The sequence below is a fragment of the Afipia sp. P52-10 genome, assembly GCF_000516555.1.
In the GTDB taxonomy this organism is placed as follows: Bacteria; Pseudomonadota; Alphaproteobacteria; order Rhizobiales; family Xanthobacteraceae; genus P52-10.
Window position 1 is genome coordinate 938,325 of the sequence record NZ_AZSJ01000003.1, and the last position, 26,300, is coordinate 964,624.

Here is a 26,300-nt window from a genome sequence, read left to right on the forward strand (position 1 = left end):
CCTCACCATGAGGGCTAGGTCGGCGTCAAGGGCAGCCTTATATAGCGATCATGCGCCCGCAGGATATCCTCAATCCGACGCCGCAAGGCCTGTATTGCAAGCCGGGGGACTTCCACATCGACCCGGTGCGACCGGTGACCCGGGCGCTGATCACCCATGGCCATTCCGACCACGCCCGCGCCGGCCATGGCGCCGTGCTGGCGACGCAGGAAACGCTCGACATGATGCGCCTGCGCTATGGCGAGGCTTTTGCCGGGTCGACGCAAGCGATCGGCTATGGCGAGAGCGTCACGCTCGGCACGGTACGGGCGACGTTTCATCCGGCCGGCCATGTGCTCGGCTCTGCCCAGATCGCAGTGAGCTGCGACGGCGTGCGGATCGTCGCTTCCGGCGACTATAAGGACGTGGCCGATCCGACCTGCGCGCCATTCGAGGTGGTCCCCTGCGACGTGTTCATCACCGAAGCCACCTTCGGCCTGCCGGTGTTCCGCCACGGCAACCCGCAGGACGAGATCGCCAAGCTCTTGAATTCCGTCGCCGTGTTTCCCGAGCGCGCGCACCTGCTCGGCGCCTATTCGCTCGGTAAGGCGCAGCGGGTGATCGCCATGCTGCGGCAGGCGGGCCACGACGCGCCGATCTATCTGCATGGGGCGATGGAGACCATCACCCGCTATTACGAAAGCCGCGGTATCGCGCTCGGCGACCTGCGCCTTGCCAAGGAGGCGAAGAAGGCCGAGCTCGCCGGCACCATCACCCTGGCGCCGCCCTCCGCCATCCAGGACCTGTGGACGCGGCGCTTTCCCGATCCACTGGCAGCTTTCGCCTCCGGCTGGATGCGCGTACGGGCCCGCGCCCGGCAGGGCGGCATCGAGCTGCCGCTGGTGATCTCCGACCATGCCGACTGGGACGGCCTGTGCGCCACCATCAAGGCGACTGGCGCTGGCGAAATCTGGGTGACGCACGGACAGGAAGACGCGCTGGTGCACTGGTGCAAGACGCAAGGGCTCGCCGCGCGACCGTTGGCGCTGGTCGGCTATGGCGACGAGGACGAAGAGGCGCTGCCCGCAATCGTTGACGGCAAGACCGGCGAGAGCGGCACGTCATGAACCGTTTCGCCGCCCTGCTCGATCGCCTGTCCTATGAGCCCGGCCGCAACAACAAGCTGCGGCTGATCACGGCCTATTTCCGCGCGACGCCCGATCCCGATCGCGGCTACGCGCTGGCGGCGATGACCGGCGCGCTGTCGTTCAAGCATGCGAAGGCTGGCCTGGTGCGCGATCTGATCGCGTCCCGCGCCGACCCAACGCTGTTCGCGCTGTCCTATGACTATGTCGGCGACCTGTCGGAGACGGTCGCGCTGATGTGGCCGCGGCCAGGTCGCCCGAGCAACGCACCGCCGCCACCAACGCTTGGCGAGGTGGTGACGACGCTGGACAGCCTGCCGAAGAAGGAGCTGCCGGCGCAGATCGCCCAATGGCTCGACGAGCTGGACGAGACCGGCCGCTGGGCGCTGCTGAAACTCGTCACCGGCGCACTGCGCATCGGCATCTCGGCGCGGCTCGCCAAGACGGCCGCAGCCGCCCTCGGCGACAAGGACGTGCACGAGGTCGAGCTGATCTGGCCGGGCCTCGCGCCGCCCTATACGGAGCTGTTCGCCTGGCTCGAAGGCCGCGCCGACAAGCCGGTGAACCGCGATCCGGCGCCATTCCGCCCGGTGATGCTGGCGCACGCGATCGAGCAGACAGACTTCGCCAGCCTCGATCCGGCCGATTTCACCGCCGAATGGAAATGGGATGGCATCCGCGTGCAGGCAGTGAGCGGCCGGGCGGAGGACCGCAGCGTCGTCACCCGGCTCTATTCGCGCACCGGCGAAGACATCACCGCGAGCTTTCCCGATCTGCTGAGTTCGCTGCACCGGCCCGGCGCGATCGATGGCGAATTGCTTGTGATGCGCGACAACCGCGTGCAGAGCTTCAACGTGCTGCAGCAGCGGCTGAACCGCAAATCGGTGACGCCGAAGCTGACGAAAGAATTTCCCGTCCACCTGCGCGCCTACGACCTGCTCAGCGACGGCGAGAACGACCTGCGCGAACTGCCGTTCGAGGAACGGCGCCAGCGGCTGGAGGCGTTCGTGGCCGAACTCAACGCGCCGCGTGTCGATCTCTCGTTGCAGATCCCGTTCGCTTCATGGGACCAGCTCGCCGCCGCCCGCGCCAACCCGGCCGCGGCGAATGCGGGCGCCGATGCCGAAGCCGTCGAAGGCGTCATGCTGAAGCGCCGCGACTCGGCCTACGTGCCCGGCCGGCCAAAGGGACAATGGTGGAAGTGGAAGCGCGACCCGCATGTGATCGACGCGGTGCTGATGTATGCACAGCGCGGCCACGGCAAGCGCTCGTCTTACTACTCCGATTACACGTTCGGGGTCTGGACGGCGACGGCGGAGGGCGACCAACTGGTGCCGGTGGGCAAAGCCTATTTCGGCTTCACCGACGAGGAGCTGATCCAGATCGACAAGTTCGTGCGCCGCTACACCATCGAGCGTTTCGGCCCGGTGCGGGAGGTGGTGCATGAGCCGGATCAGGGACTGGTGCTGGAGGTGGCGTTCGAGGGCTTGCAACGCTCGACTAGGCACAAATCCGGCGTGGCGATGCGCTTTCCCCGCATCAACCGGCTGCGCTGGGACAAGCCGCCGCGCGAAGCCGACCGGCTGGAGACGTTGGAACGCATGCTGGCGGCATGAATAATGTACCGCCATCGAGAGATCGTGGCGCGCGCTCCGCCGAACGACATCTGCCGCGCATGCCGCACACAAATCTCGCCCCTGCAGATGCTGCAAATCACCGTTGACAGAAACGCGCGCTTTTCCCGGCGACTGTGCTACACTGCAAGCACAGTGTTCGGGAGATGACGATGCCAGACGAAGTCAGGGAATTGCCGGCGGCTCGGAATGACGGCCTGGCGCGGTTTATCGGCGGAACGCCGCTCGCGGTGGCCGTGCGCCTCGTGCTGCTGTCGATTCTGGTGGGCGTCGTGCTGTCCGCGATCGGCTTCGATCCCTGGAACATCATTGAGAGCGTGCGCCGCCTGTTCATCAGCATCTGGAACCTGGGCTTCGATGCGATCAACTGGGTGTGGCGCTACTTCCTGCTCGGCGCGGTGATCGTCGTGCCGATCTGGCTGATCTCGCGGGTCGTCAACGCGCCGAAACGCTGATCGCGCCATGCACCTGCGTTTCGTCGGCTGCGGCGACGCGCTCGGCTCGGGCGGCCGGTTCAACACCTGCTTCCATGTCAGCGGCGCGCGCGTCAATTTCCTGATCGACTGCGGCGCCTCCTCGCTGCTGGCGCTGAAGCGGCTCGGCATCGCCTGCGACGCGATCGACACCATCCTGATCACTCACTTTCACGGCGACCACTTTGCGGGCCTGCCATTCCTCCTGCTCGACGCGCAGTTCACCCGCCGCATCCGGCCCTTGACCATCGCCGGCCCTGCAGGGCTCGAACAGCGGCTGCACCAGGCGATGGAGGCGCTGTACGAGCACTCGTCACAGACGCAGCAGAAATTCGTGCTGAACCTCGTGACGTTGCAGCCGGAGCAGCCACGGCAGCTCGGCGACCTGCGCGTCACGCCATTCCCTGTCGTGCATGGCGCCTCCGGCGGGCCGTTCCTCGCCTACCGCATCGAGGCTGAAGGCCGCACCATTGCCTACAGCGCCGACACCGAATGGACCGAAACGCTGGTTCCGGCCGCGCGCGAGGCCGACCTGTTCATCTGCGAGGCGTATTACTACGACCGCATCGTCAAGAATCACCTCAGCCTGACGACGCTGGAGCAGCATCTGCCGCGCATCCGGCCGAAGCGGCTGATCCTGACCCATATGAGCGACGACATGCTCGCCCGCGCCGGGTCGCTCGCCTACGAGACCGCAAGCGACGGGATGACCGTCGAACTGTAATGACCGCCGCCGCTCCCGACGCGCCGTCCGCAGGACCGGCGCACCGCCCTGCCACCTCGCGCGACATCTTCGCCATCGCCGGCCCTGCGATGCTCGCCAACCTGACGACGCCGCTGCTCGGCATCGTCGCTACCGCCGCGATCGGCCGGCTCGGCAACGCGACGCTGCTCGGCGGCGTGGCGATGGCATCGGTGATCTTCGATTGCCTGTTCTGGCTGTTCGGCTTCCTGCGCATGGGCACGGTGGCGTTTACCGCGCAGGCGCTCGGCGCCGGCGAACGCGGCGAAATCCGCGCCGTGCTCGCGCGCGGCCTCTGCATTGCCGGCATCATCGGCCTGTTGCTGATCGCGCTGCAGGCGCCGCTGGCGAACACGATCCTCGGCATGATGGGCGGCAGCGAGGGCGTCACCGCCGCGGCACGGTCCTATTTCGTGATCCGCCTGTGGTCGGCGCCGCTGGTACTGGCGAACTACGTGGTGCTCGGCTGGCTGGTCGGGCAGGCCCGCGCCGGCCTCGCCTTGTGCACCCAGATCGCGATCAACGTCACCAACATGGCGGTCACCGTGCTGCTGGTGCTGATCCTCGACTATGGCATCGCCGGCGCGGCGATCGCTGCCATCGCCGGCGAGGCGGTCGGCTTCGCGCTCGGCCTGAGCATCGCCTGGCTGCTGAACGGCCGCAGGCTCGCCGTGCCGCTGCCCGACCTGCTCGACCGCGCCAAGCTGCTGCACATGATGGCGGTCAACCGCGACATCATGATCCGCACCGCCGCCCTGATCACCGCGTTCCTGTTCTTCGTCGCCCAGGGCGCACGCGCCGGCGACGTGACGCTCGCGGCGAATTCGGTGCTGAACAACTTCCTGATGATCAGCGCGTTCTTCCTCGACGGCCTCGCCAACGCCGCCGAGCAACTCTGCGGCCGCGCCTACGGGGCGCGCAACCGCACGGCTTTCTCTTCGGCGACGCGACTGGCGATCGGCTGGGGTTTTGGCTTCGCGATCGCCGTCACCCTCGTCTACGCACTCGGCGGACCGCAGCTGATCGACGTGATGACCGCCAGCGACGAGGTCCGCCGCACCGCGCGCGACTACCTCTGGCTGGTGACGCTAGCGCCGCTGCTCGGTGTTTTCGCCTTCGCCTATGACGGCGTCTTCATCGGCGCGACCTGGGCCCGCGACATGCGCAACCTGATGCTGCTGTCGCTGGTGATCTATCTCGCCGCCTGGTATCTGCTGCAACCGTTCGGCAACGCCGGGCTGTGGGGCGCGATGCTGGTGCATTACGCCGCGCGCGGCGGGCTGCAGGCGCTGCGCTATCCTGCGCTGCTGCGCGCCTCGTTCGGCGACCGCGCTAAAGCGCGATGAAATTCGGATGAATCATCCTCGCGCCCGTTGCTTAAGCATGATCTCTTCGGAAAACCGCTTCACACTTTTCCGGATCATGCTTTAGGCTTCGCCTAGACTGGCCAATCCTCGGCAGTGATCTGCGCCGCATCGGCGCCGACGATCTCCGACAGCGACTCGCGGTTGGTCCGCCGCAGCACCGACACGAGATCGTTCTTGATCTCGTCCACGAGACCCAGTCCCTTGTAGATCAGCGACGAGTAAAGCTGGATCAGGCTCGCGCCGGCGCGGATCTTCATCAGCGCCGAGCCGCCAGAATCGATGCCGCCGACACCGATCAGCGGGAACGCGCCCTCGACCCGAACATAGGTCTCCGCCAGCATCCGTGTCGACAGCTTGAACAGCGGCCGTCCCGACAGCCCGCCCTGCTCCTCGGCGCGGACGGTATCGCGCAACGAGGGCGGGCGCGACAGCGTCGTGTTGGCGACGATCATGCCGTCCACCTTACGGCGGCGCGCGACCTGCACCACGTCGTCGAGCTCGTCCAGCGACAGATCCGGAGCAATCTTCAGCAGCACCGGCGTCTCGCCGGCATTCCGCCGCACCCGCTCGCGTGCCTCGATCACCCGCGCCAAGAGATCGTCCAGCGCCGCCGCCTGCTGCAGATTGCGCAGCCCCGGCGTATTCGGCGACGAAACGTTGACGGTGAAATAGCTCGCCACCGGCGCGAACGTCTCGATCAGCTTGACGTAATCGGCTGTACGGTCGGCGGCGTCCTTGTTGGCGCCGACATTGACGCCGACGATGCCGCCATTGTGCGCCCGCCCGGCGAGCCGCCGCAGCACGATCTCGGCGCCGTCATTGTTGAAGCCCATCCGGTTGACGACGCCCTGGTCGCGCTCCAGACGGAACAGGCGTGGTCGCGGGTTACCGGACTGCGGCTTCGGCGTGACCGATCCGATCTCGACGAAGCCGAACCCAAGCCGCAGCAGCGCATCAGGCGCTTCGGCGTTCTTGTCGAACCCGGCCGCCATGCCGACCGGGTTCGGAAAGTTGAGGCCGAAAGCGCGGATCGCCAGCCGCGGACTGTCCGGCCGGCGCTGACGCGGCGGCGGCAGGAAACGCAGGCCGCGGATCGCAAGCCCGTGCGCATACTCGGCGTCGAGCTTGCGCAGGATCGGCAGCGTCAACGCATCGAAGGCACGGATCACGGGGCCAGCTCCGGAATGACATGCGACCCGTCCGCACGCTGGGTCAGGTCGACGATCGACAGCACCGCGCCGACATCGAGATCGCCATAGAGGTGCGGGAACAGGTCGCCACCGCGCGCGGGTTCCCAGCGCAGCGCAGCGCCAAGCGCATCGGCGTCCACCGCAACCAGAAATAGCCCCTGCTGGCCGGAAAAATATTTCGCGGCGGTGCCCGGCACCTGGGCGGCGGTGGAAAAATGGATATAGCCGTCGCGCTTATCGTCGGCGCTGCCGCGATAGACGCCCTGGCGTTCGGCCTCGCGCCAGGCTGACGCCGGACAAATTTTATAGATCGTGGGCACCGCTACACGTTTTGATTGTTGTTTTACTTTGCTTTCGCGCCGACCGTACCGGCGGCACGGGCCGCATTCAAGCCCGGCGGCCGATTCAGCGGGGCGGCCCACCATTTCGGTTGCAGGAATCGCCCTGTCAAGGTTATAATTCCTAATCAGGACAAAATTCACCGCCGAGGGCAGGCAGCCGACGATCCCGTCTCAATCCGTGCGCAACCATGCATGTGGCGCAAACAATCTGCGCTCAAGCACACCCAAGCAAGTGCGCATCCACGTTGGTTCGGATCCCGATCTGCCACCGCCGTCTTCTGCAACCGGAGTTCATGCCGTGCCACCCAAAGCCCGAGTGCTGACCCACGATCAGGTCTGGACCGCCATCGACCGCCTGGCCGCCCGTGCCGGCCTGTCCGCATCCGGCCTCGCCAAGCGCGCCGGCCTCGATCCCACCACCTTCAACAAGTCGAAGCGGATTACGCCGGATGGCCGCGAGCGCTGGCCGTCCACCGAATCCGTCTCCAAATCGCTCGCCGCCACCAACACCGGGATCGACACCTTCGTCGAGCTGATCGAGGGACCGGGCAAAGCGATGCGCGCGATCCCGCTGATCGGTTTCGCGGAAGCGGGCGCAGGCGGCTTTTTCGATGACGGCGGCTTTCCGGTCGGCAAGGGCTGGGACGAGGTGGCGGCGCTCGCCGTCAATGACGAGCATGCCTACGCGCTGGAGATTTCCGGCGACTCCATGAAGCCGGCCTACCGCGACGGCGACGTGATCGTCGTCTCGCCGGCGGCGACCGTGCGCAAGGGTGATCGCGTGGTGGTGAAGACCAAGGACGGCGAGGTGATGGCGAAGGAACTGCGCCGCCGCTCGACCAAATCGATCGAGCTCGCCTCGCTCAATCCCAACCACCGCGACCGGACCTTCGCCGCGAAGGACATCGAGTGGATCGCCCGCATCGTCTGGGCGAGCCAGTAAGGCGCCACACTCAAGCCGTCCCGCACCGACCATTGCAGCCGTCATTTCCGAGGCCGATATGATTTGAGGATGCGGAGTATTTATTGCCGCCGCGCTTTCATCATGGGCATAGGGATGAATTCCGGGTTCGCGTCTTCGACGCGCCCCGGAATGACGGCTGGATTTGATGGAACGCGCCTCAACCCATGCGGGGTGATCGCCGGCCTCATCCTTCGAGGCGCGGCGTTGCCGCTCCTCATCAGGATAAGGAATCGATCACGCCGCTGCGCGCTTCAGCGCCGCGTCGATCATCGCCACCGCGTTGCCGACGCCGTAGACCGCGACGAAGGAGCCGAAGCGCGGGCCCTTCTCCTGGCCGAGCAGCACCTGATAGAGCATGTTGAACCAGTCGAGCGCGACGCCCGGCCGGCCATCCTTGCCCTTCTTGGCATGATCGAGGAACGGCTCGCGGCGGCCGATCTCGTATACCACGTTCTGGATGTCCTCCGCGCTCGCATCCTGCGGCAACTGCGCCAGCGCGTTGCGCAGGTCCTGCAGCGCCGCCCGCTCGCCCTCGCTGGGCTCGCGGAACCTCTTCGACGGCAGCACGAAGTCGTGGAAATAGTTGATCGCGTAGCCGACCAGCGCATCGAGCTTCGGATGGGTCTGCGGGGTCACGCCCGGACGATAGCGGCCGATGAAGCCCCACAGCGTCTCGGCGTTCTCCGCGTTCGATGACGACACCAGCGTCAGCAGCATCTGGAACGTCACCGGCATGTCGGCCGCCGGCGGCTGGCCGGAATGGATGTGCCAGACCGGATTGGCCAGCCGCTGCTTGGTCTCCTGCCGCGGATAGGCTTCCAGGAACTGCTGGTAGTCGTCGACGTTGCGCGGGATCACGTCGAAGTACAGCCGCTTGGCCGACTTCGGCTCGCGATACATGAACAGCGACAGCGACTCCGGCGAAGCGTAGCGCAGCCACTCTTCCATCGTCAGGCCGTTGCCCTTCGACTTGGAAATCTTCTGGCCCTTGTCGTCGAGGAACAATTCGTAGTTGAAGCCTTCCGGCGGCGTGCCGCCGATCGCCGCGCAGATCTTCGCCGACAGCTTCACCGAATCGATCAGGTCCTTGCCCGCCATCTCGTAATCGACGCCGAGCGCGGCCCAGCGCATCGCCCAGTCCGGCTTCCACTGCAGCTTGCAGTGCCCGCCGGTCACCGGCAGGGTAACGCGCTCATTGGTTTCCGGATCGTCGTAGGAGATGGTGCCCGCCTTCGCGTCATGCGCCACCACCGGCACGTACAGCACGCGTCCGGTGCGCGGGCAGATCGGCAGGAACGGCGAATAGGTCGCCGCCCGCTCCTCACGCAGGCTCGGCAGCATGATCGCCATCACCTTGTCGAGCCGCGCCAGCATCGTCAGCAGCGTCGCGTCGAAACGGCCCGACTTGTAGTAGTCGGTGGCGCTGGCGAACTCGTAGTCGAAGCCGTAGGAATCGAGGAACGCGCGCAGCCGCGCGTTGTTGTGCGCGCCGAACGACGGGTAGGCGTTCGAGAACGGGTCCGGCACCGTGGTCAACGGCTTGTTGAGATGCTGCGCCAGCATCTCGCGGTTCGGCACGTTGTCCGGCACCTTGCGCAGACCGTCCATGTCGTCGGAGAAGGCGAGCAGGCGCGTCTTGATCTTGTCGTCGGTAAGCACGCGGAAGGCATGGCGCACCATGGTCGTGCGCGCGACCTCGCCGAAGGTGCCGATATGCGGCAGCCCCGACGGACCGTAGCCGGTTTCGAACAGCACCTCGTCCTTCGGCTTCCGTTTCAGCCGCGCGACGATCTTCTTCGCTTCCTCGAACGGCCAGGCGTTCGATTGTTCGGCAAAGCTGCGCAGCTCGGTCAGCGGGGGCAAGGTTGCAGTCGTCATCATGATCTCCAGACGCGACATGCTCTAGAATCTAGCATCCCGCGCGTCAAACAGGAAAGCAGCCCGTAAAACAGCCCAGAGAAACCGCCAATTGCGGTGCTTTGATAGCGGTCAGACCGGCTCGCGGCGGGCCAGCAGCCGGCTCGCCAGCAGGATCGCGAAACCGGCCACGACGAACACGGCGATCAGCGCCAGCACATTGAGCGCCACCTGGCCGTAGCCGAGCCTGCCCACGTCGAGAAACGGATAGGGATAGAAGCCGGACCAGCGGCCGCGCACCAGCACGAAAGCGAGATAGAACGCCGGATAGATCAGCCACAGCAGCGGATCGTACCAGCGCAGGCCCGCCTTGCGCATGACCCACAGCCAGACCGCCAGATACGCCAGCGGCAGTGCATAGTGCAGCAGCATGTCGGCCAGCCACTGCGCGCCGCGCGGCGCCCACAGCGACTGCAGCACGCCGAGGTAAACCAGCATCACCACCGCGATGTAGGTCGCGACCGCCGAGCGCTCGAACGGATGCACGGTCCACTCGTTGGCCTTCGTGCGCAGCGCGAGCGCGGTCAGCATCAGCGCCGCGAGGACGTTGGCGTGGATGGTGAAGTAGGAGAAGAAGCGGACGGTCGCCTCGCCGACCGACAGGCCGAGCGGGCCGGCGGCCTGCAGCAGCAGACCATATTGCAGCACCAGCGCACCCCAGGCGACGAGCGCGAGCGCCCCTGCCGTCACGCGTTCCACCGTCGTCGTCATTCCCGTCGCGATCATCGCCGATGGAAGCCCAATGTTGTTAGAACGGACTCACCGAGAAATAGCGCAGCCACAGATCGGTATACTGCCCCTTTTCCCAGACCCGGAACATGGCCCAGTTCAGGGTCTGGCGCAGGATGTCGTTGCCGCGGCGAACGGCGATGCCGACGCCTTCGCCGAAATAGCGGCTTTCGGTGAAGGGCCCGCCGCTGAACGCGCAGCAGTCGGCAGAGTCGGTGCCGTTGATCCAGAACGAGAGCGCGATCGCATCGCCGAAGATGAAGTCGACATCGCCCCGACGCAGCGCCTGACGCAGTTCGTCATCATTCGGGAAGCTGACGATCTGCGCATCGGTGAACAGCGCCTTGAGATAGGCCTCGTGCGAGGAGCCGCCGATCACGCCGACCTTCTTCGCCTCCAGATATTCGGGACGAATCTCGGCCAGCACCGCATCCTTGCGTGCCACGAACCGTGCCGGCGTGCGGTAATACGGGTCGGTGAAATCGACGCGCTGGCGGATCTGCGGCGTCGGCGCCAGCGAAGCGATCGCCGCATCGCCCCGATTGGCGGCGAGCGAATCCAGCAGCGTCTCGAACCGGCGCATCTGGATGGTGCAGGTCACCTTGATTTCCGCGCACAGCAGGCGGGCGAAGTCGACGTTGAATCCGGCCGGGTTGCCGTCCGGCCCGGTGAAATTGAACGGCGGATAATCGGTCTCGGTCAGAAAGCGGATCACCGTTATGCGCGACAGGTCCGGCCGCTCCGGCCGGCGGCGCGGATCCCAGAAACCGGGAACGGCCTGGGTCGTGGTGGCCTGCGCCGGCGGGACCGCGACACCGGGGGTCAGCGGCCGCTCTTCGGCGCCCGAAGGAGGCTGAACCTGGCTTTCGGACCCGGCCGATGCCGGCGGAACCTGGTTCGGCTGGGCTTGAACTGGCGGGGTCTGGGGCGACGGAGGCTGCCCCGGTCGGGCTTGGGCAGGCGCTGCCGGCGGGACAGTCTGGGCCAGAGCGGGCGTCCAGAACCCGGCGAGCAAAAGCCCTGCCGCGAGGACAAGCTTTACCAAAATACCTTCAATGCGGAGCGCCGCCATGCCACCGTGCTGCCCGGACTGTCACGAATGCGAGGCTTATAGCTGCTTCAGTCCGGCGCTCAGAGATATTTCTTCAGGTCCGCCGCGGCCTCTTCCGGCTGCCGCTTGATGTTGAACGGCGCGACGAACCGGCCCTCGCGATCCATCAGGTAGATCAACGCGGTATGGTCCATGGTGTAGTCGCCATCCTTCAGCGGCACCTTCTTGGCGTAGACGCGATAGGCGGTGATGATCTTGGCGACCTGATCGGGCGAGCCGGTCAGCCCCTTCAGGTTGGGATCGAAACTGCCGAGGTAGGACTTCATCACCTCCGGCGTGTCGCGCTCCGGGTCCACCGAGACGAAGTAGGCATTGATGCGGCTCGCGTCGCCGCCCATCGCCCGCAGGATCTCCGACATCTCGAACAGCGCCGTCGGACACACGTCCGGACAGTGCGTAAAGCCGAAGAAGATGATGGTCGGCTTGCCCTGCAGGTTCTTCTCGGTGACCGCCTGACCGGATTGATCGACCAGTTGGAACGGCCCGCCGATCGAGGAGGCGGCGGTGACGCTGCGCGGGCCACCCATCAGCCAGAGCGTGAGCGCGAGCCCGACGGCGAGGCTTGCCGCGAAGGCGGCGATGATGATCAGCGGGCGAAGCAGGCGGTCGGTCATGGGAGTATCCGGTTAGCGCGATCCCGGACGCCATGCGACAGGCAGGAACCGGGCGGGAACGATCATGCGCGAATGATCCAAGTCAAATGTTCGGGCTCAGAGGTTCACGTCAGAAGCATGCGGCGATCCCAGCGGCGATGGTCTCGAAGAACACCGCGGTCCCATAATGGACCCAGAGCGCCAGCGCCCCGGCAAGGAACAGCAGCGCGACCGCCACGGCGGTCACCAGCGCAACCGGCAGCCGCTGGAGCGCTGGCAACGCCTCTGGGGGCGACGATGGCTCAACTGTCCGCACGTGTTTGCTCCAACGACCGGAAACGGAAGCTGAACGGTGCCGGACACGCTTGACAGCGCGATCGGGCATCCTGCCGCTCAGCTCTTGCCTCTCAAATAGGCCCCGCGCGGAGGCCGGGCAAGCGGACAAGGCGTCCTAGCGCGCAATGAACCTCGCGGCATGCGGATTGCGGCAGGTCCAGATCACCACCGATCGTGCGGGAAAACCGCGCCTGCGTCACGCCGAAGTGACCTTTCCGATCCTACGGCGCTCGCAAAACCGTGATTGAAAACTGCAACCGCGATAGCGCGCGGCCCGCGCGTTCGATCCGCCGGCACTCAATCGACGCCGGTCAGTTGCCGCGCGCGGAGGCCTGGGCGTCGAGATAGCAGGGCCGGTACATGCTGGTGAGCTGGCGTCCGGACAGGAAGATCATGCGCGTCTTCAGCCCGCCCTTCTGGTTGATCCAGCGGCGGATATTCGGCGGATACATCGAATACAGCATCCGCGTCGCCTCGGGGTTGGTGATCGCCTGGCCGCGGGCACCGAAATCCCACGCGGCATGGAAGCCAAGATTGGCGCGGGACGTCACGCAGATGCGATCAGGGGAGACTGCGCCAAGGACGATCGTGCAGGCCGACGCGCACAACCCGTCGATCACCACCATCTCGTTGGAATTCTTCAGGCTCTGATAGCGATCGATGTAGGTGCCGATCCGGCCGCCACGATCATCGGCGATGCGGACCACCGCGTGACTCGAGGCAACACCTGCCAGAAGGAGAACCGCCGCGAGCAACCCGGTTACGATCTTCATAGCCTGCCCTAGTGCCTCGATCAGATGATGCGATGCGAATTCGAGGCGCATCCAAACTTCTTGCGAGTCACGGCCTTTGTCCAGATCGTGACGATCGCTCAAACGAGATTCAAATCCAGTGTTGCGAAGAAGATGCACTTTCCTCGCGATGATCCCAAATTGACACGGCGACCATACGGCGACGTGTGACTCGGCTCATGGTTCTCTCCTTCACATCGCGCCTTGACCCTGTTCCCCAGACAGCGCTTCAATTGCGGCGCGGTTGGGGGAACGACCATGGCATACGATGCCGACGTGATCGTCGTGGGTGCAGGACTCGCAGGGCTCGTCGCGGCGACGGAGATCGCCGACGCTGGCAAGCGGGTGATCATTGTTGATCAGGAAGGAGAGCAGAATCTGGGCGGCCAGGCTTTCTGGTCGTTCGGCGGCCTGTTCCTTGTGGATACTCCCGAACAACGTCGGCTCGGCATCAAGGATTCTTACGATCTAGCTCTGCAGGATTGGCATGGCGCAGCGGGGTTCGACCGCGCCGACGATCATTGGCCGCGAAGATGGGCCGACGCCTACGTTGCGTTCGCCGCCGGCGAGAAGCGCGGCTGGCTGCGGGCCATGGGCCATCGCATCTTTCCGGTGGTCGGCTGGGCGGAACGCGGCGGCACCGACGCGATGGGCCACGGCAACTCGGTTCCGCGCTTTCATGTGAGCTGGGGAACCGGCCCCGGCGTGGTCGAGCCGTTCGAACGGCGCGCGCGCGAAGCTGAGGCGAAAGGCTTGCTCACGTTCAAGTTCCGGCACCGCGCCGATGCGCTGACCGTCACCGGCGGCCATATCGACGGCGTGTCCGGCGCGATCCTCGAGCCGTCGTCGGAGCCGCGCGGCGTCAGTTCCTCACGCGACGCCGCCGGCGCGTTCGCCTTGCGGGCGCAGGCGGTGATCGTGGCGAGCGGCGGCATCGGCGGCAACCACGATCTCGTCCGGCAGAACTGGCCGAAGCGGCTCGGCACGCCGCCGACGCGGATGGTGACCGGCGTGCCCGCCCATGTGGACGGCCGCATGCTCGGCATCAGCGAGGCAGCCGGCGCGCGGCTGATCAACCGCGATCGCATGTGGCATTATGTCGAAGGCCTGCAGAACTGGAATCCGATCTGGCCCGGCCACGGCATCCGCATCCTGCCCGGGCCCTCATCCATGTGGTTCGACGCGACCGGCAAGCGCCTGCCCGCGCCGCTCTATCCCGGCTACGACACGCTCGGCCAGCTCCAGCACATCATGGCGACCGGCTATGACTACTCCTGGTTCGTGCTGACCCAGAGCATCATCAAGAAGGAGTTCGCTCTGTCCGGCTCCGAACAGAACCCGGACCTGACCTCGAAGAGCTGGCGCATGACTGCGCGCCGCGCCACCAACAAGGGCGCGCCGGCTCCGGTGGAGGCGTTCAAGACCAAGGGCGCCGACTTCATCGTCCGCGACCGGCTCGACGATCTGGTCGATGCCATGAATGCCCTCGTCGGCAGTGACCTGCTGAGGCTCGACGCCATCAAGGCGCAGATCGAGGCACGCGACCGGGAGATCGACAACCCTTACGTCAAGGACGCGCAGGTGATGGGCATCCACAACGCCCGGCGCTACATCGGCGACCGGCTGATCCGCACCGCGCGGCCGCACAAGATCCTCGATCCGGCGCACGGCCCGCTGATCGCCGTGCGGCTGAACATTCTCACCCGCAAGACGCTCGGCGGGCTGGAGACCGACCTCGACGGCCGCGTGTTCGGCAGCACCGGCGAGATCATGCCGGGCCTCTATGCGGCGGGCGAAGCCGCCGGCTTCGGCGGTGGCGGCATGCATGGCTATCGCTCGCTGGAGGGCACGTTCCTCGGCGGCTGCCTGTTTTCCGGCCGCAACGCCGGCCGCGCCGCGGCGAACGCCGTCGCGTGATCCGCCGCGGCGGGTTTCGTTTCCATTACCTCGCACGTAATCGATTTCGCGCGCGCGTCCGCCGATAGTCGCCGGCACCGGAAACACCCCGGCCACTCTGGAAGGACACTGTGATGACCGACGCCAAGATTGATGCGAAAACCATCGCCGACCGCTACATCGCCCTCTGGAACGAACGTGACGCCGGCAAGCGCAAGCAGCTCCTGAGCGAGACCTGGCTTGCCGACGCCACCTACACCGATCCGCTCGCCGCCGTGCGCGGGGCCGACGAGATCAACGCGCTGATCGGCGGCGTGCAGCAGCGCTTCCCCGATTTCACCTTCGCCCTGATCGGCAAGGTGGACGGCTTCGGCGACAACGTCCGCTTCTCCTGGGGCCTCGGCCCGAAGGGCGCCGATGCGCCGGTGAAGGGCACCGACTTCGCGCGCATCGAGAACGGCAAGATCCGGAGCATCACTGGCTTCCTCGATCAGGTGCCGCAGGCGGCGTGAGCCGTCTGGCTGGCGTCGCGTCTTCATCCTGAGGGAGCCACGCACCGGGCGGCGTCTCGAAAAGATGAGACCCGCAAACTCTAAAGCGCGATGAGATTTGGATGAATCCTCCTCGCGCTTTAGCTCATTGTCTAAGCACGATCTTTCGGAGAACCGCTTCACACTTTTCCGGATCATGCTTTAGCCCGCAGACCGGCCTCATGGTTCGAGACGCGGCGGTTGTTTGAGCATGATCCCGTCCGAAAACCGCACCGCACTTTTCGGGGATCATGCTTGCGCGGCTCGTCACCATGAGGCGCCGGGCGGAGCTTCCAGCCGAGCAAGCTTTACGGAACAGCCCGCTTTTACGGAAACAGCCCGCGAGTGTTCTTGGCGGCGCGGACACGCTCGACGCCGATCGCCATCGCCGCGGTGCGGTTATAGACGCCGTCCTTCTTGGCGCGCGCGGCCATCTCGCTGAAGGCACGATTGAGGATCTGATACTGCCGCCGCATCACCTCCTCCTCATCCCAGAAAAACTGCTGCAGGTCCTGCACCCATTCGAAGTAGCTGACGACCACGCCGCCCGCATTGCAGATGATATCCGGAATGACGACGATCTCATTGGCGCGCCGTTGCAGCACCAGATCGGCCTCCGGCGTGGTTGGTCCGTTGGCGCCCTCGGCGAGCACGCGGCAGCGCAGGCTGTTCGCCACCGTCGCATCGATGACCCGCTCGACCGCGGCGGGCACCAGCACGTCGCAGGGCATCGTCAGGATGTCCTTCGGATCGCAGGCGAGTTCGTTTGAGTAACCGGCGAGACTGCCGTGCTTGCCCACATGGGCGATCAGCGCCGGGATATCGAGCCCCTCCTTGCGGCACAGCGCGCCGGTGTGGTCGCTGACCGCGATCACCTTGACGCCGATGGCGTGCAGCTCGGACGCAGCCACCGAGCCGACATTGCCGAACCCCTGCACCACCGCCGTCGCTCCGCTCGGCTCGATCGCCAGGTCCCTCATCACCCGGTGCGCGAGATGGGCGACGCCGCGGCCGGTCGCCTCGCGGCGGCCGAGCGTGCCGCCGGCGCTGACCGGTTTGCCGGTGACGATCTCAGTGACGGTGCGGCCCTGATACATCGAATAGGTGTCCATGAACCACGCCATCACCTGCTCGTCGGTGCCCATGTCCGGCGCCATCACGTCGGTATGCGGGCCGACGAACGGGATCATCTCCTGCATGTAACGACGGGAAAGACCCTCGAGCTCATGCTTCGACAGCGCGTGCGGATCGACGCACACGCCACCCTTGGCGCCGCCATAAGGCAGGTTCATCACCGCGCATTTCCAGCTCATCCAGACCGCCAGCGCCGCCACCTCGCCGATATCGACACTGGCCGCGAACCGCGTGCCGCCCTTGGTCGGCCCGAGGGTGAGGTGATGCTGGACGCGATAGCCTTCGAACACCGCGAGCGTACCGTCGTCGCGATGGATCGGGCAAGAGATCGTGACCGAGCGCTTCGGCAGCAGCAGCCGGTCGCGCTGGTCCAGCGGAATCGCAAGGTGATCGGCGATGACGTTGAACTGTTGCGCCGCCATCTCGAACACCGGGCCACTGTAGATCGTCATCGCGTCGCTCCTTCCAGCATCAACGCTCAAGGAAACGGCATGGCCGGCGTCGCCGGCCGGCCGCGCGGAAACGTCGCGGCATCATAGCCGCACCCGTTCCGCGTGCCAGTATGAACCCGTCCTGCGAGCTTGCGTTTGACGATTGAGTGAAGACGCCCGCCGATTGATTTCGACGCGACCGTCTCTAAAGTGGCTGGCGACGCGGGGGACAACACCGCGCGACCAACGAAAAGCAACCAACGAGAACAACACGAGAGGAATGCCCGTGAAGCTTGCAGGCCTATTTGGCGCGGCCGTCGCCGCACTCGGATTCATCGTCGCCGCGACGCCAGCGCGTGCGCAGCAGGACTATCCGAACCGGCCGATCCTCTGGATCGTGCCGTTCTCGCCCGGCGGCGTCACCGACAACGCCGCGCGCTTCCTGGCGAAGCCGCTCGGCGATAGGCTCGGCCAGACCGTCATCGTCGAGAACAAACCAGGCGCCGGCGGTATCGTCGGTTCTGAATTCGTCGCAAACGCCAAGCCTGACGGATACACGTTCCTGTACGCATCGTCCGGGCCGATGGTGACGATTCCGGCGACCCGCAAGTCGATGTCGTATGATCCGCTGGCCTTCACCCCGCTCTATGGCATGTCTGCCTCCTCCAGCGTGCTGGTGGTGGCCGCCAACAAACCATACAAGACGTTTGCCGAGTTCGTCGCATACGCGAAGAAGAATCCGGGGAAAATCAACTTTGCCTCGATCGGCACTGCGGCTGCGCAGCATCTCGCCGGCGAGCTGTTCGCAATGGCCACCGGCATCGAGGCCGTGCATATCCCCTACAAGGGTTCGCCGATGGCGCTCACCGACGTCGCCGCCGGCACAGTCGATTTCATGTGGGATTTCCCCGTGGTCGTGAAGCCGCTGATCGACGCCGGTCAGTTGCGACCGCTTGCCGTCAACAGCGACCGGCGGCTGCCCGGCCTGCCTGACGTGCCGTCGGTGGTCGAGCTCGGCTATCCCCAGGCGGTGTTCAGCTCGTGGTCGACGGTGGTGATGCCGAAGGGCGTGCCGAAGGACATCACCGACAAGTTCATCAAGGCGTTCGGCGAGACGATGGCTGACCCCGCCACCGCGGCCTATTTCGAGCAGACCGGCGGACAGATGCTGCCGCCGCTGCCCGGCGAGAAACTGACCGAATTCCTCAAGAGCGAGACGACCAAGATGAAGGCAATCATCGAGAAGGCGAAAATTCCGGTGGAGTGACGCCTTCGTCCTTCCGCGCGGTGCCTGTCGAATGATCGGCATGCACCGCGTGACGGATGCCCGCAGGCAAAGGGCCTGCGCATGCCACCGTGACAGCGTGACACGGCAGCATCGTCGCTTCGGCATATGCGCCGTTGGTCACTGTCGGTCCTGACGCTCTCACCGCCAGCGCGCCTTGACGGTGTCGGCGATCAGCGCGAGCCAGCTCCGGGCCTGGGTGAAGATCAGGAAGCCGTCGTGCACACGTTGCTGCGCGCTCTGGCCGAACATCTCACGCTTCCACAGGTCGGCGAGCAGATCATCGAGCGCAGCCGCGATCTCGCGCGGATCCTCCGGGTTCGCCACTAGACGTCCATCCAGGTCAGGGCGGATTTGCTGCCGGAGCCCCGCCGCCTGCGACCCCAAGACGGCGGCGCGCTTCCACATCGCCTCGGTCGCGGTCAGCCCGAACCCTTCCCGCAAGGAGTTCTGTGCCACGATGTCCGAGCACCGCTGCAGCGCATTGACGAGCAGCGCGTTGTGCTTCTCCGAATTCATCGGCAGCACGACGATCGCCACATCGGCCTGCAGCTCCGGCGCCAAGCCGGCATAGGCATTGCCGAGCTCCGCCAGCACCTCCTTGCCTTCCGGATCGTCTTCGATCGATCCCGGATCGGGCCCCGCCAGAACCAGCCGCGCCAATTGCAGCGACCGCCGGTGCCGTTCGTCGAGACCCGTTCGGCTGCCCAGCTCGCGCTTGAGCATGACGAAGCCCTGCATCAGCGGCAGGAAGCCCTTCAGCCGATCCCAGCGTGAAATCTGCGTTACGATCGGCCGATGCAGAAGCCCGATGTCCTCGGGGGCGGTGGCGGGGGCCCATGTCGCATCGCGCTGGAGCCGTTTTGCCTGATGGGGGAATGGCGGCGTCAGCATCGGGCCGGGCGCGCGGATCAGCGCACCGTTGGCGAGGATCCCGACCAGCTTGTGGACCGACAGCTCCCGGTTCTTATGGCTCAGCGGGTCGATGGCAGGATGAATGATTGCCGCCCGGCCGGCGAGGCAGCTCGGAATGTATTCCGGAGCCGTGAACACCGCATGGTCGTAAACCGATGCAGCCTCCTCGAGAAATGCCCAGGCGGCGCGGGTTTCCGGCGTTTCCCGATCAAGGCCGATGTGGCAGCGCCAGATCGCGGCGATGTCCATTCGTTCTCTCAGGATAGCACCCGCTCCGAGCGGCTGCGGATCGTGGATGACCAGAACGTCCCCCGGCGAAAGATGGCGCGCAACCATCTCTGCCGTCTCGCGGCTCACCCGGTCATACAGATCACGCTCGGCCTGGCCGAGGTTCGGATCGCCCTCACCATGGATCAGGTTGTGAAGCCGCTTGGTCAGCCGAAAGAACGCCGGGTCATCCGCCTCCATCACGAGCCAGTTGGCATCGACGCCGAGGTCCCGCAGCAATGCCAGGAGCGGCGGCAGAAGCTCGGCCACGCCGCCGCCATGGCGGGTGCTGTTGACCATCCATACCCGGCGTCCCGCGAGCGCCGGCAGCAGACTTCTCGCCTCATGACGCAGGTCACGGACCGCCGTGCTGAGATGTGCGATGCGCTCGTAATCGTCGAGGGAAACATGATGCCGCGGTTCGACCAGATGCGCCATGAGAAAACTCCACCTCCTCCTCTCGGCTGCGCGAAATCTCCCACCCGCCTCATACGATCGCGTGGTCCCATCCGCCGTAGCGGGCATCGCTGCGCGGGCCGCGCGGCAGGCTCAGCCCGACCAGCAGAAGACCGATCAGGATGTTGGCGACCATAGCCGTGGCCGTTCCGCCGCCGAACATGAAGGGCGAGAGAGCAATCCAGGCGCCGAGCCCGACATTCAGAAAGCGTACGGCTCGCGCGACCTCCGCCATCGCGGTGATAGCGACGAGGATCACGAGACAGCCCGTCACATGATCGCTGAAATAGAGCGGCGCGTTGGTGCCAAAGAGCAGCGGCGTGGTCATCAGCAGGATGCCGATCAGCGTGCTCGCCACGAGCGTCCAGGGGAAATTCACCCCGCCGGTGACGAAATCCCGGAACACCGCAGACAGCGGCCTGTCGAGATCGGGCGTCGGCGTCTGATCCTCGGTCAGAGCCGGGCCGCCGCGCCAAAACGTGCGCCAGAACGGCTCGCCCGCCTGCTTCGCGCGCCAGAGATACTGGCAGCTCGCCAGCACCTCATCGACGGAATAGGGAATGAGCACCACCGTCACCGCCGCCTGCAGCAGACAGAACAGGCATAGCGCGCCGATCAATGGCGGCTGAATGATGATGAAGCTGACGCTCACCACGCCGAGCGGGACGATCAACAGGCCGAACAGCAGCACCATCCAAGGCATGGTCCGCCAGCGGCGCCGGTCGCCAATCGCGCCGGCAAGAATGTCCAGCGCATAGGCGAAGGCGTCGAAGCCGGCATCCGCGATGGGGAAGCCTTTCGACACCCAGGAGGTGACCACCGCTTCGCTGCCGTTTGCAACCGACGCGCCGCCGGCGCCGAACACCGGATCCCACAGACCGTCGATATGGCCGAGCTGATACGCCGCGAGATAGCGTGAAACGAACAGACCGACGAAAGCCAGCGCGATGATGTGGAGACGCTGGCTGAATGTGGAGGGCGAATAGCTCCAACCGAGCGGCCGGTCGTCGTCAGCGGCCAGCGCGCGCCGGCTGATGCCGGGCGTCGGCGGGACCATCACCGCGAAGACCACGATCAGCATGCCGGCCAGCGTGTCGGTCGCATAGGCTCCGGCGCTCGTGGTCCAGAACACAAGCGGCGCAAGCATCACCCACAAACCTACGCACGCCGTAAGCCATTGCAGCCCGCGCCAGGCCCGGCACATGCCGAGCAATGCCAGCGATACGACAAGCAAACCGGACAGAACCTCGCTGATGCCGAGCCGCGCATCGCGCATTCCCGGCTCTGCGATCTCGTGGCCCAGCGCCGGCGGCGCCGGCGCCGCGGCTGGATCGAACAGACCGAGTGTGAACGGCGACGCAACGAGCCATAACCCGATCGCGGCATTGGTCAGCGGCGCCCAGCGGGTGCCGGCGCGGTGCTGTTCGGTCTCCGTTTCGACCTCTGCCTCGGACCGCTCGAGCGGCCGGCGCAGACGCTCGGCGGCCTGGGCGATTTCAGGCGGCGAGGCGGCGACTGCGGCAGGCTCCAGCTTGTTGGTCTCGTACCAGTCGGTCGGGTCGGCCTTGAGCCGGCGGATCATCTCCGGCAGTGTGGCGGTCAGGCTGTGACGCGGCTGCCAATCGAGCAGCGCCTTGGCGCGCGTGACGTCGATCTCGTAGTGATCGTCGGCATTCTCCACCATCCAGGCCTTGACGTCCGTGTCCTGGTCCAGGACCTGCTCTTGCATCCAGGCGCCGAGCTTCGTCACCTCCTTGGGCAGAGCGAAGGTCCGCCAGTCCTGACCATGTACGAATTGACCAATCCGTTGCTGCATCTCGGCATAGGTCGGCGTCTCCTCCTCGCCGACCAGCAGCACGGTTTCATCAGGAAGATCGGTGCGCCGGTCGACCACGCGTGTCACGGCATCGACGAGGTCATCGCGGTGGAGATAAGGCTGGCCGGTGTCGATGTCGCCCGTGAACAGATACGCCGTAGGCCGTCGTTCGAAGATGCGGGCGATCTGCTGGCCGATGAAGGCCGCGCGGCAGTTCTCGTCATAGACGCCCGCCAGTCTCAGGATTGCGACTTTGATATCGCCATGCTGCTGCAGGATCAGCTTTTCGGTCTCCGCCTTCGAGCGTGGATAGGCCCAGGCGGGTGCGAGCGGCGCATCCTCGTCGATTGTCGCGCCTTTGGCGGGGCTGGGGGCATGCACCAGCAGCGTGCTGGAGAAGACGAACTGCTCCGTGTCCATGCGCTGGAGTGCCGCCAACAACCGGCGCGTTCCCTCCACCGTTACGGCGTCGTATTTCGGATTGTCCTTTCCGGTCGTGTCGTAATAGGCCGCGAGATGGATGACCGATGCGATCCGGCTGCCGACGCGAATCCGGACCTCATTCAGGGCTTCTGCAACGCGCGCGTCGGACGTGAGATCGATCGCAATCGTCTCAAGGCCCGGCATCGGCTGCTTCGGCCCGGCGACATCGAGTCCGATCACCCGATAGCGCGGCATCAGGGCGCTGGCGATCGCCTGACCAAGGAAACCGCTGCTGCCGGTGATGAGAACGGTTGGACGCTCCGCTCCTGTCATTCGGATACCCTTCCGATTTGCCTGATACCGGGGCAGGATCACCGCCGACTTAAAGCGCGATGAGAGGGGGATGAAACCCTCTCGCGCTCTCGCTCATTGGCTAAGCATGATCTTTTCGGAAAACCGCTTCACACTTTTCCGGATCATGCTTAGCCACGGCGCGCGCGAGCATGACGTGCGCGGGTTCGCGCGGCCTTTTGCGCCGCCTGCTTCCTCCCCGCAGCGCCCTTTGTCCGGACGGCCTTCCGTGCCGCGGCAGAGCGGCCGGCGGCGCCTTTCGTCCGCGCCGCCTTTTTCGCGGCGGCAGAGCGCGCCCTGGCGCTGCGACGCGACGCCGCGCGTTTGGTCTGCTGCGAGAGCGCCTTGCGGGACGCCGTCGTCTTCGGCTCGTGCGCGAGCACATCGGCGACGGCCTTGGCGACCTTCGGCTGGTGCTTCGGTCTGCGCTCGCCCTGACCCACCTCATAGGCATATTTGGCGCTCTTGCGGGTGCTCTCCTTGACCCGGCCCCGCTTCGGCGGAGGCAAATCGACCCCCGCACGCCGCGCCTCTGAAAGACCGATGGCGATCGCCTGCTTGGTCGAACGCGCACCGCGCTTGCCACGGCGCACCTTCTCGATCTCCTCATGCACGAATTCGCCAGCCTGGGTGCTCGGCGACTTCCCTTCGCGTTTATCCTTCCGCGCCCTCGCAATGGTCTTCTTGTCCGGCATCACCTTCTCCTCGCTGGATGGGACAGCCGTTCGGGCAGCGATCCGCTGCCTTCGCAAAAGCGCTAACGCGGCAATGACCTGAATGATCCAAGCCTGTTTGATTCAAGCCTGGGCCAAGTTTGGTTGATCCAAGTCTGATTGAGTCTGACCCAGACCTGACACACATCCTGGAACAGTGTGCCAGACGCGCTGGAACGGGCGGGTCTGCGAACGCACCAGACGTGATCGGCAGGGCGCGGCACCTCGCCGCAATCCCGCCGATGCCGTCTAATTTCGCGGGACTGAGATGAACGCCATCCGGCGACCGCACGAACCTGTTCGGTTGCGCCCCCTCACGACAGCTTTCCTGTCAGCCTGCCATGAAAGGCGAGGCTGTGCGGATCGAGCCCGATGATCGAGACCACGTGTCCGCGTTCCTTGTACTTCGTCTCGATCGAGTCCAGTGCCGCCACGGTCGACGCATCCCACACTTGCGACTGACTGAGATCGACAACGACTGTCTTCGGATCGGCAGCATAGAGGAACCGATCGACCAGATCGTTGCTGCTGCCGAAAAACAGAGGCCCGCGGACGGAATACTGAACCGATGAGCCATCGGCACTCACCGCACGATCAACCTTGATCACGTGAGCGACACGGCGCGCGAACAGCACCATGGCAAGCAGGACACCCGCGACGATCCCCAACGCGAGATTGCCCGACATCACTGTGACCGCAACGGTCGCCAGCATGACCAGGGTCTCCGAGCGCGGCATGCGCTTGAGCGTATCCGGCCGCACGCTGTGCCAGTTCACCGTCGTCAGCGCCACGATCATCATCACCGCAGCCAAGGCGACGAGCGGAATCTGCGCCATCAGATTGCTGAGCACAGTGACGAGAATCAAGAGCACAACTGCCGCAACCGCCGTGGATACGCGCGTCCGCCCTTGTCCGATCTTCACATTGGCGATGGTTTGTCCAATCATCGCGCAGCCGGCCACTCCGCCATAGAAGGACGCACAGATGTTCGCGACGCCGAGGGCCCAGGACTCTTTACCTTTATGCGAGCGCGTATCGGTGATTTCGTCCACGAGCTTGGCGGTGAGCAGGGTCTCGAGCAAACCGACGAACGCGACGCTGAGCGCCGTCGGCCAGATGATCTGAAGAGTCTCGTAGTTGAACGGTACCGTCCATGCATTGGGGCCCGGCAGGCCGGGCGTCATGCTCCCCTCGCCTCCGACGTTGGGAACCGAAAGATGACCCGCGATCACGATCGCGGTTACAGCCACGATCGCCACAAGGGGCGCAGGAATGGCTGTGGTGATCCGGGGAAACACCAGGACCATCGCGATGGTGAGGGCGAAGAGCGGATAGACCACCCAGGGGACGTTCACGAGATGCGGGACCTGGGCCCAGAAAATCAGAATGCCGAGCGCGTTCACGAAGCCGATCATCACCGAACGCGGAATGAACCTCGCCAGCCGGGCGAGACCCAGCACGCCGAACATGACCTGAATGACGCCCGCGAAAAGGATCGTCGGCAGGATGTATCCAGCCCCATGGGCTTTCACCATCGGTCCGACCACGAGCGCGATCGATCCCGCCGCAGCGGTGACCATGGCCGGCCGTCCGCCGATCACCGACATGACGAAACAGAGAACGATCGATGAGATGAGCGCCGTCTTCGGATCGACTCCGGTGATGAACGAGAAGGAAATGACCTCCGGAATCAACGCCAGCGCCGTGACGACCCCCGCGAGCGTTTCCCGCACCAGCAGATGCGGCGATTGAAGTACATGAATCGGAGACGGCGTATCTTCGTGGCCAAGCTGAGCAGGTGTGGTTCGAACGGCGGACGACAGGGTCATTTCTCTTCACTCATGCGAGCAGCCGATCAAACAGGACCGCTCAATGCTTCACGGCCGCGGTCAGGGCCTGACGATGCAACGAAAGCCGATATGACAGGTGGACGTGTCGACCGCCTCACCCTGACGAGCGGCCGGCCGATATCTCAGGCAGTAGTTGGGCGCGCACAGAAACGAACCGCCCTTCACCACGCGACGGGCGCTGTCACCGGCAGGCGCCGGTTGGCAACACGATTGCGCAGGTGCCGCTGACGATGCCGCATAAAGACTCGCCGTCCATTCCCAGACGTNCCCCGCCATGTCGTACAGGCCATACGCATTGGGCGGGAATGCGCCGACCGGCGATGTCCGCTCGTAACCGTCTTCCTTGAGATTCTCCCACGGAAAGCGGCCTTGCCAGGTGTTGGCCATGTGCAATCCGTTGGGACTGGCCGCATCGCCCCAGCAGTAAGCCGCCCCGTCGAGACCGCCGCGCGCGGCAAACTCCCACTCGGCCTCGGTCGGCAGCGCCTTACCGGCCCAATCCGCATAGGCGACGGCATCCTCGTAGGCGATGTGTACGACAGGATGGATTTCGCGCCCGAGAATCGTGCTTGCGGGTCCCTCCGGATGGCACCAGTCGGCGCCTGGGAGATATTCCCACCAGGCGCGATTGTCTCTGAGACTGACGGGACGGTCCGGCATGCGAAAAACCAGCGACCCCGGCACGAGCAGAGCCGGATCGGCGTCGGGATACAGCGTAGGATCAGGTTTTCGCTCAGCGAGCGTAACGTAGCCCGTCTCGCGAACAAACGCCGCAAACTGCTCATTCGTCACCGGATGAGGATCGATCCAGAAGCCCTCGACTGTCTCCGGCCGGACCGGCCGTTCCTCACGATAGAAACTGTTCGACCCCATCAGGAAAGTGCCGCCGGGGATCCAGACCATGGCTCCCCGATCGACGAT

23 protein-coding genes are annotated in these 26,300 nt (G+C 65.4%); 9 read left to right on the forward strand and 14 right to left on the reverse strand.

The annotated features are described in order from the left end of the window. Positions 1–50: 50 nt before the first annotated feature. The 5 genes from X566_RS05755 (at position 51) to X566_RS05775 (ending at position 5,319) form a co-directional block, all read left to right on the forward strand. Positions 51–1,106, forward strand: a complete 1,056-nt coding sequence (locus X566_RS05755; protein WP_034464301.1) for a ligase-associated DNA damage response exonuclease — start codon at positions 51–53, stop codon at positions 1,104–1,106. Then, the gene (locus X566_RS05760; RefSeq protein ID WP_034464303.1) at positions 1,103–2,740 is read left to right on the forward strand and encodes a cisplatin damage response ATP-dependent DNA ligase; all 1,638 of its coding nucleotides are present in this window, start codon (positions 1,103–1,105) and stop codon (positions 2,738–2,740) included. Before X566_RS05755 ends, X566_RS05760 begins: the two co-directional genes overlap by 4 nt. A 170-nt stretch (positions 2,741–2,910) precedes the next feature. Then, a complete protein-coding gene (locus tag X566_RS05765; protein WP_034468008.1) occupies positions 2,911–3,213 on the forward strand; it encodes a DUF6460 domain-containing protein in 303 nt (100 codons plus the stop codon). 7 nt (positions 3,214–3,220) lie between these two features. Then, positions 3,221–3,955 (forward strand): MBL fold metallo-hydrolase, encoded by a 735-nt coding sequence (locus X566_RS05770; RefSeq protein ID WP_034464304.1) that lies wholly within the window; start codon positions 3,221–3,223, stop codon positions 3,953–3,955. Beyond that, the gene (locus X566_RS05775; protein WP_051443900.1) at positions 3,955–5,319 is read left to right on the forward strand and encodes an MATE family efflux transporter; all 1,365 of its coding nucleotides are present in this window, start codon (positions 3,955–3,957) and stop codon (positions 5,317–5,319) included. The genes X566_RS05770 and X566_RS05775 overlap by 1 nt, the downstream gene beginning before the upstream one ends. Positions 5,320–5,411: 92 nt before the next feature. Here X566_RS05775 and X566_RS05780 read toward each other — a convergent pair whose 3' ends face one another. After that, positions 5,412–6,509 (reverse strand): quinone-dependent dihydroorotate dehydrogenase, encoded by a 1,098-nt coding sequence (locus X566_RS05780; protein ID WP_034464305.1) that lies wholly within the window; start codon positions 6,507–6,509, stop codon positions 5,412–5,414. Further along, a complete protein-coding gene (locus X566_RS05785; RefSeq protein WP_034464311.1) occupies positions 6,506–6,850 on the reverse strand; it encodes a DUF952 domain-containing protein in 345 nt (114 codons plus the stop codon). The genes X566_RS05780 and X566_RS05785 overlap by 4 nt, the downstream gene beginning before the upstream one ends. A 337-nt stretch (positions 6,851–7,187) precedes the next feature. On the opposite strand from X566_RS05785, the gene X566_RS05790 reads away from it, so the two are divergent. Further along, positions 7,188–7,814, forward strand: coding sequence for a helix-turn-helix transcriptional regulator (locus tag X566_RS05790; protein ID WP_034464314.1), 627 nt, complete (start codon positions 7,188–7,190; stop codon positions 7,812–7,814). 255 nt (positions 7,815–8,069) lie between these two features. Here the strand turns inward: X566_RS05790 and X566_RS05795 are convergent, their stop codons facing one another. The 6 genes from X566_RS05795 to X566_RS05820 all read right to left on the reverse strand — a co-directional run bounded on the left by X566_RS05795 (position 8,070) and on the right by X566_RS05820 (position 13,294). Further along, entirely contained in the window at positions 8,070–9,713 is a 1,644-nt protein-coding gene (locus tag X566_RS05795) for a lysine--tRNA ligase (protein ID WP_034468014.1), read from the reverse strand. Positions 9,714–9,824: 111 nt separating this feature from the next. Then, entirely contained in the window at positions 9,825–10,463 is a 639-nt protein-coding gene (locus X566_RS05800; protein WP_034468017.1) for a Pr6Pr family membrane protein, read from the reverse strand. 37 nt (positions 10,464–10,500) lie between these two features. Next, on the reverse strand, positions 10,501–11,553 hold the full coding sequence (locus X566_RS05805) for a transporter substrate-binding domain-containing protein (protein WP_051443901.1): 1,053 nt from the start codon (positions 11,551–11,553) through the stop codon (positions 10,501–10,503). 59 nt (positions 11,554–11,612) lie between these two features. Beyond that, positions 11,613–12,206, reverse strand: a complete 594-nt coding sequence (locus X566_RS05810; protein WP_034464316.1) for an SCO family protein — start codon at positions 12,204–12,206, stop codon at positions 11,613–11,615. A gap of 109 nt (positions 12,207–12,315) precedes the next feature. Continuing rightward, positions 12,316–12,501 (reverse strand): hypothetical protein, encoded by a 186-nt coding sequence (locus X566_RS24615; RefSeq protein WP_034464318.1) that lies wholly within the window; start codon positions 12,499–12,501, stop codon positions 12,316–12,318. A 331-nt stretch (positions 12,502–12,832) separates the two neighbouring features. Further along, positions 12,833–13,294, reverse strand: coding sequence for a hypothetical protein (locus X566_RS05820; protein WP_034468022.1), 462 nt, complete (start codon positions 13,292–13,294; stop codon positions 12,833–12,835). A 276-nt stretch (positions 13,295–13,570) separates the two neighbouring features. Between X566_RS05820 and X566_RS05825 the strand changes: the two genes are divergently transcribed. After that, positions 13,571–15,229, forward strand: a complete 1,659-nt coding sequence (locus X566_RS05825; RefSeq protein ID WP_034464321.1) for an FAD-binding dehydrogenase — start codon at positions 13,571–13,573, stop codon at positions 15,227–15,229. 113 nt (positions 15,230–15,342) lie between these two features. After that, on the forward strand, positions 15,343–15,720 hold the full coding sequence (locus X566_RS05830) for a nuclear transport factor 2 family protein (RefSeq protein ID WP_034464323.1): 378 nt from the start codon (positions 15,343–15,345) through the stop codon (positions 15,718–15,720). A gap of 344 nt (positions 15,721–16,064) precedes the next feature. Here X566_RS05830 and X566_RS05835 read toward each other — a convergent pair whose 3' ends face one another. Then, entirely contained in the window at positions 16,065–17,324 is a 1,260-nt protein-coding gene (locus X566_RS05835; RefSeq protein ID WP_034464325.1) for a Glu/Leu/Phe/Val dehydrogenase, read from the reverse strand. A gap of 265 nt (positions 17,325–17,589) precedes the next feature. Between X566_RS05835 and X566_RS05840 the strand changes: the two genes are divergently transcribed. Beyond that, positions 17,590–18,570, forward strand: coding sequence for a tripartite tricarboxylate transporter substrate binding protein (locus tag X566_RS05840; RefSeq protein ID WP_160170451.1), 981 nt, complete (start codon positions 17,590–17,592; stop codon positions 18,568–18,570). Between the two features lie 159 nt (positions 18,571–18,729). On the opposite strand, the gene X566_RS05845 is transcribed toward X566_RS05840, so the two are convergent. The 5 genes from X566_RS05845 to X566_RS05865 form a co-directional block, all read right to left on the reverse strand. Further along, a complete protein-coding gene (locus X566_RS05845; RefSeq protein ID WP_034464342.1) occupies positions 18,730–20,208 on the reverse strand; it encodes a glycosyltransferase in 1,479 nt (492 codons plus the stop codon). Positions 20,209–20,257: 49 nt separating this feature from the next. After that, positions 20,258–22,798, reverse strand: a complete 2,541-nt coding sequence (locus X566_RS05850) for an NAD-dependent epimerase/dehydratase family protein (protein ID WP_034464344.1) — start codon at positions 22,796–22,798, stop codon at positions 20,258–20,260. 149 nt (positions 22,799–22,947) lie between these two features. Next, complete coding sequence (locus tag X566_RS05855; RefSeq protein ID WP_034464346.1) at positions 22,948–23,511, reverse strand: DUF6496 domain-containing protein; 564 nt, start codon at positions 23,509–23,511, stop codon at positions 22,948–22,950. 332 nt (positions 23,512–23,843) lie between these two features. Next, positions 23,844–25,358 (reverse strand): SulP family inorganic anion transporter, encoded by a 1,515-nt coding sequence (locus tag X566_RS05860; protein ID WP_034464349.1) that lies wholly within the window; start codon positions 25,356–25,358, stop codon positions 23,844–23,846. A gap of 60 nt (positions 25,359–25,418) precedes the next feature. Then, positions 25,419–26,282 carry a formylglycine-generating enzyme family protein gene (locus X566_RS05865; protein ID WP_051443902.1) on the reverse strand — a complete coding sequence of 288 codons (864 nt, stop codon included), beginning with the start codon at positions 26,280–26,282 and terminating at the stop codon, positions 25,419–25,421. Between the last annotated feature and the right edge of the window lie 18 nt (positions 26,283–26,300).

What these genes read in the sequence shown, in the direction of transcription:
- X566_RS05755 (WP_034464301.1), top strand. Translation starts at nt 51, where the DNA reads ATGCGCCCGCAGGATATCCTCAATCCGACGCCGCAAGGCCTGTATTGC.
- X566_RS05760 (WP_034464303.1), top strand. Translation starts at nt 1,103, where the DNA reads ATGAACCGTTTCGCCGCCCTGCTCGATCGCCTGTCCTATGAGCCCGGC.
- X566_RS05765 (WP_034468008.1), top strand. Translation starts at nt 2,911, where the DNA reads ATGCCAGACGAAGTCAGGGAATTGCCGGCGGCTCGGAATGACGGCCTG.
- X566_RS05770 (WP_034464304.1), top strand. Translation starts at nt 3,221, where the DNA reads ATGCACCTGCGTTTCGTCGGCTGCGGCGACGCGCTCGGCTCGGGCGGC.
- X566_RS05775 (WP_051443900.1), top strand. Translation starts at nt 3,955, where the DNA reads ATGACCGCCGCCGCTCCCGACGCGCCGTCCGCAGGACCGGCGCACCGC.
- X566_RS05795 (WP_034468014.1), bottom strand. Translation starts at nt 9,713, where the DNA reads ATGACGACTGCAACCTTGCCCCCGCTGACCGAGCTGCGCAGCTTTGCC.
- X566_RS05800 (WP_034468017.1), bottom strand. Translation starts at nt 10,463, where the DNA reads ATGACGACGACGGTGGAACGCGTGACGGCAGGGGCGCTCGCGCTCGTC.
- X566_RS05805 (WP_051443901.1), bottom strand. Translation starts at nt 11,553, where the DNA reads ATGGCGGCGCTCCGCATTGAAGGTATTTTGGTAAAGCTTGTCCTCGCG.
- X566_RS05810 (WP_034464316.1), bottom strand. Translation starts at nt 12,206, where the DNA reads ATGACCGACCGCCTGCTTCGCCCGCTGATCATCATCGCCGCCTTCGCG.
- X566_RS05820 (WP_034468022.1), bottom strand. Translation starts at nt 13,294, where the DNA reads ATGAAGATCGTAACCGGGTTGCTCGCGGCGGTTCTCCTTCTGGCAGGT.
- X566_RS05825 (WP_034464321.1), top strand. Translation starts at nt 13,571, where the DNA reads ATGGCATACGATGCCGACGTGATCGTCGTGGGTGCAGGACTCGCAGGG.
- X566_RS05830 (WP_034464323.1), top strand. Translation starts at nt 15,343, where the DNA reads ATGACCGACGCCAAGATTGATGCGAAAACCATCGCCGACCGCTACATC.
- X566_RS05835 (WP_034464325.1), bottom strand. Translation starts at nt 17,324, where the DNA reads ATGACGATCTACAGTGGCCCGGTGTTCGAGATGGCGGCGCAACAGTTC.
- X566_RS05845 (WP_034464342.1), bottom strand. Translation starts at nt 20,208, where the DNA reads ATGGCGCATCTGGTCGAACCGCGGCATCATGTTTCCCTCGACGATTAC.
- X566_RS05850 (WP_034464344.1), bottom strand. Translation starts at nt 22,798, where the DNA reads ATGACAGGAGCGGAGCGTCCAACCGTTCTCATCACCGGCAGCAGCGGT.
- X566_RS05855 (WP_034464346.1), bottom strand. Translation starts at nt 23,511, where the DNA reads ATGCCGGACAAGAAGACCATTGCGAGGGCGCGGAAGGATAAACGCGAA.
- X566_RS05860 (WP_034464349.1), bottom strand. Translation starts at nt 25,358, where the DNA reads ATGACCCTGTCGTCCGCCGTTCGAACCACACCTGCTCAGCTTGGCCAC.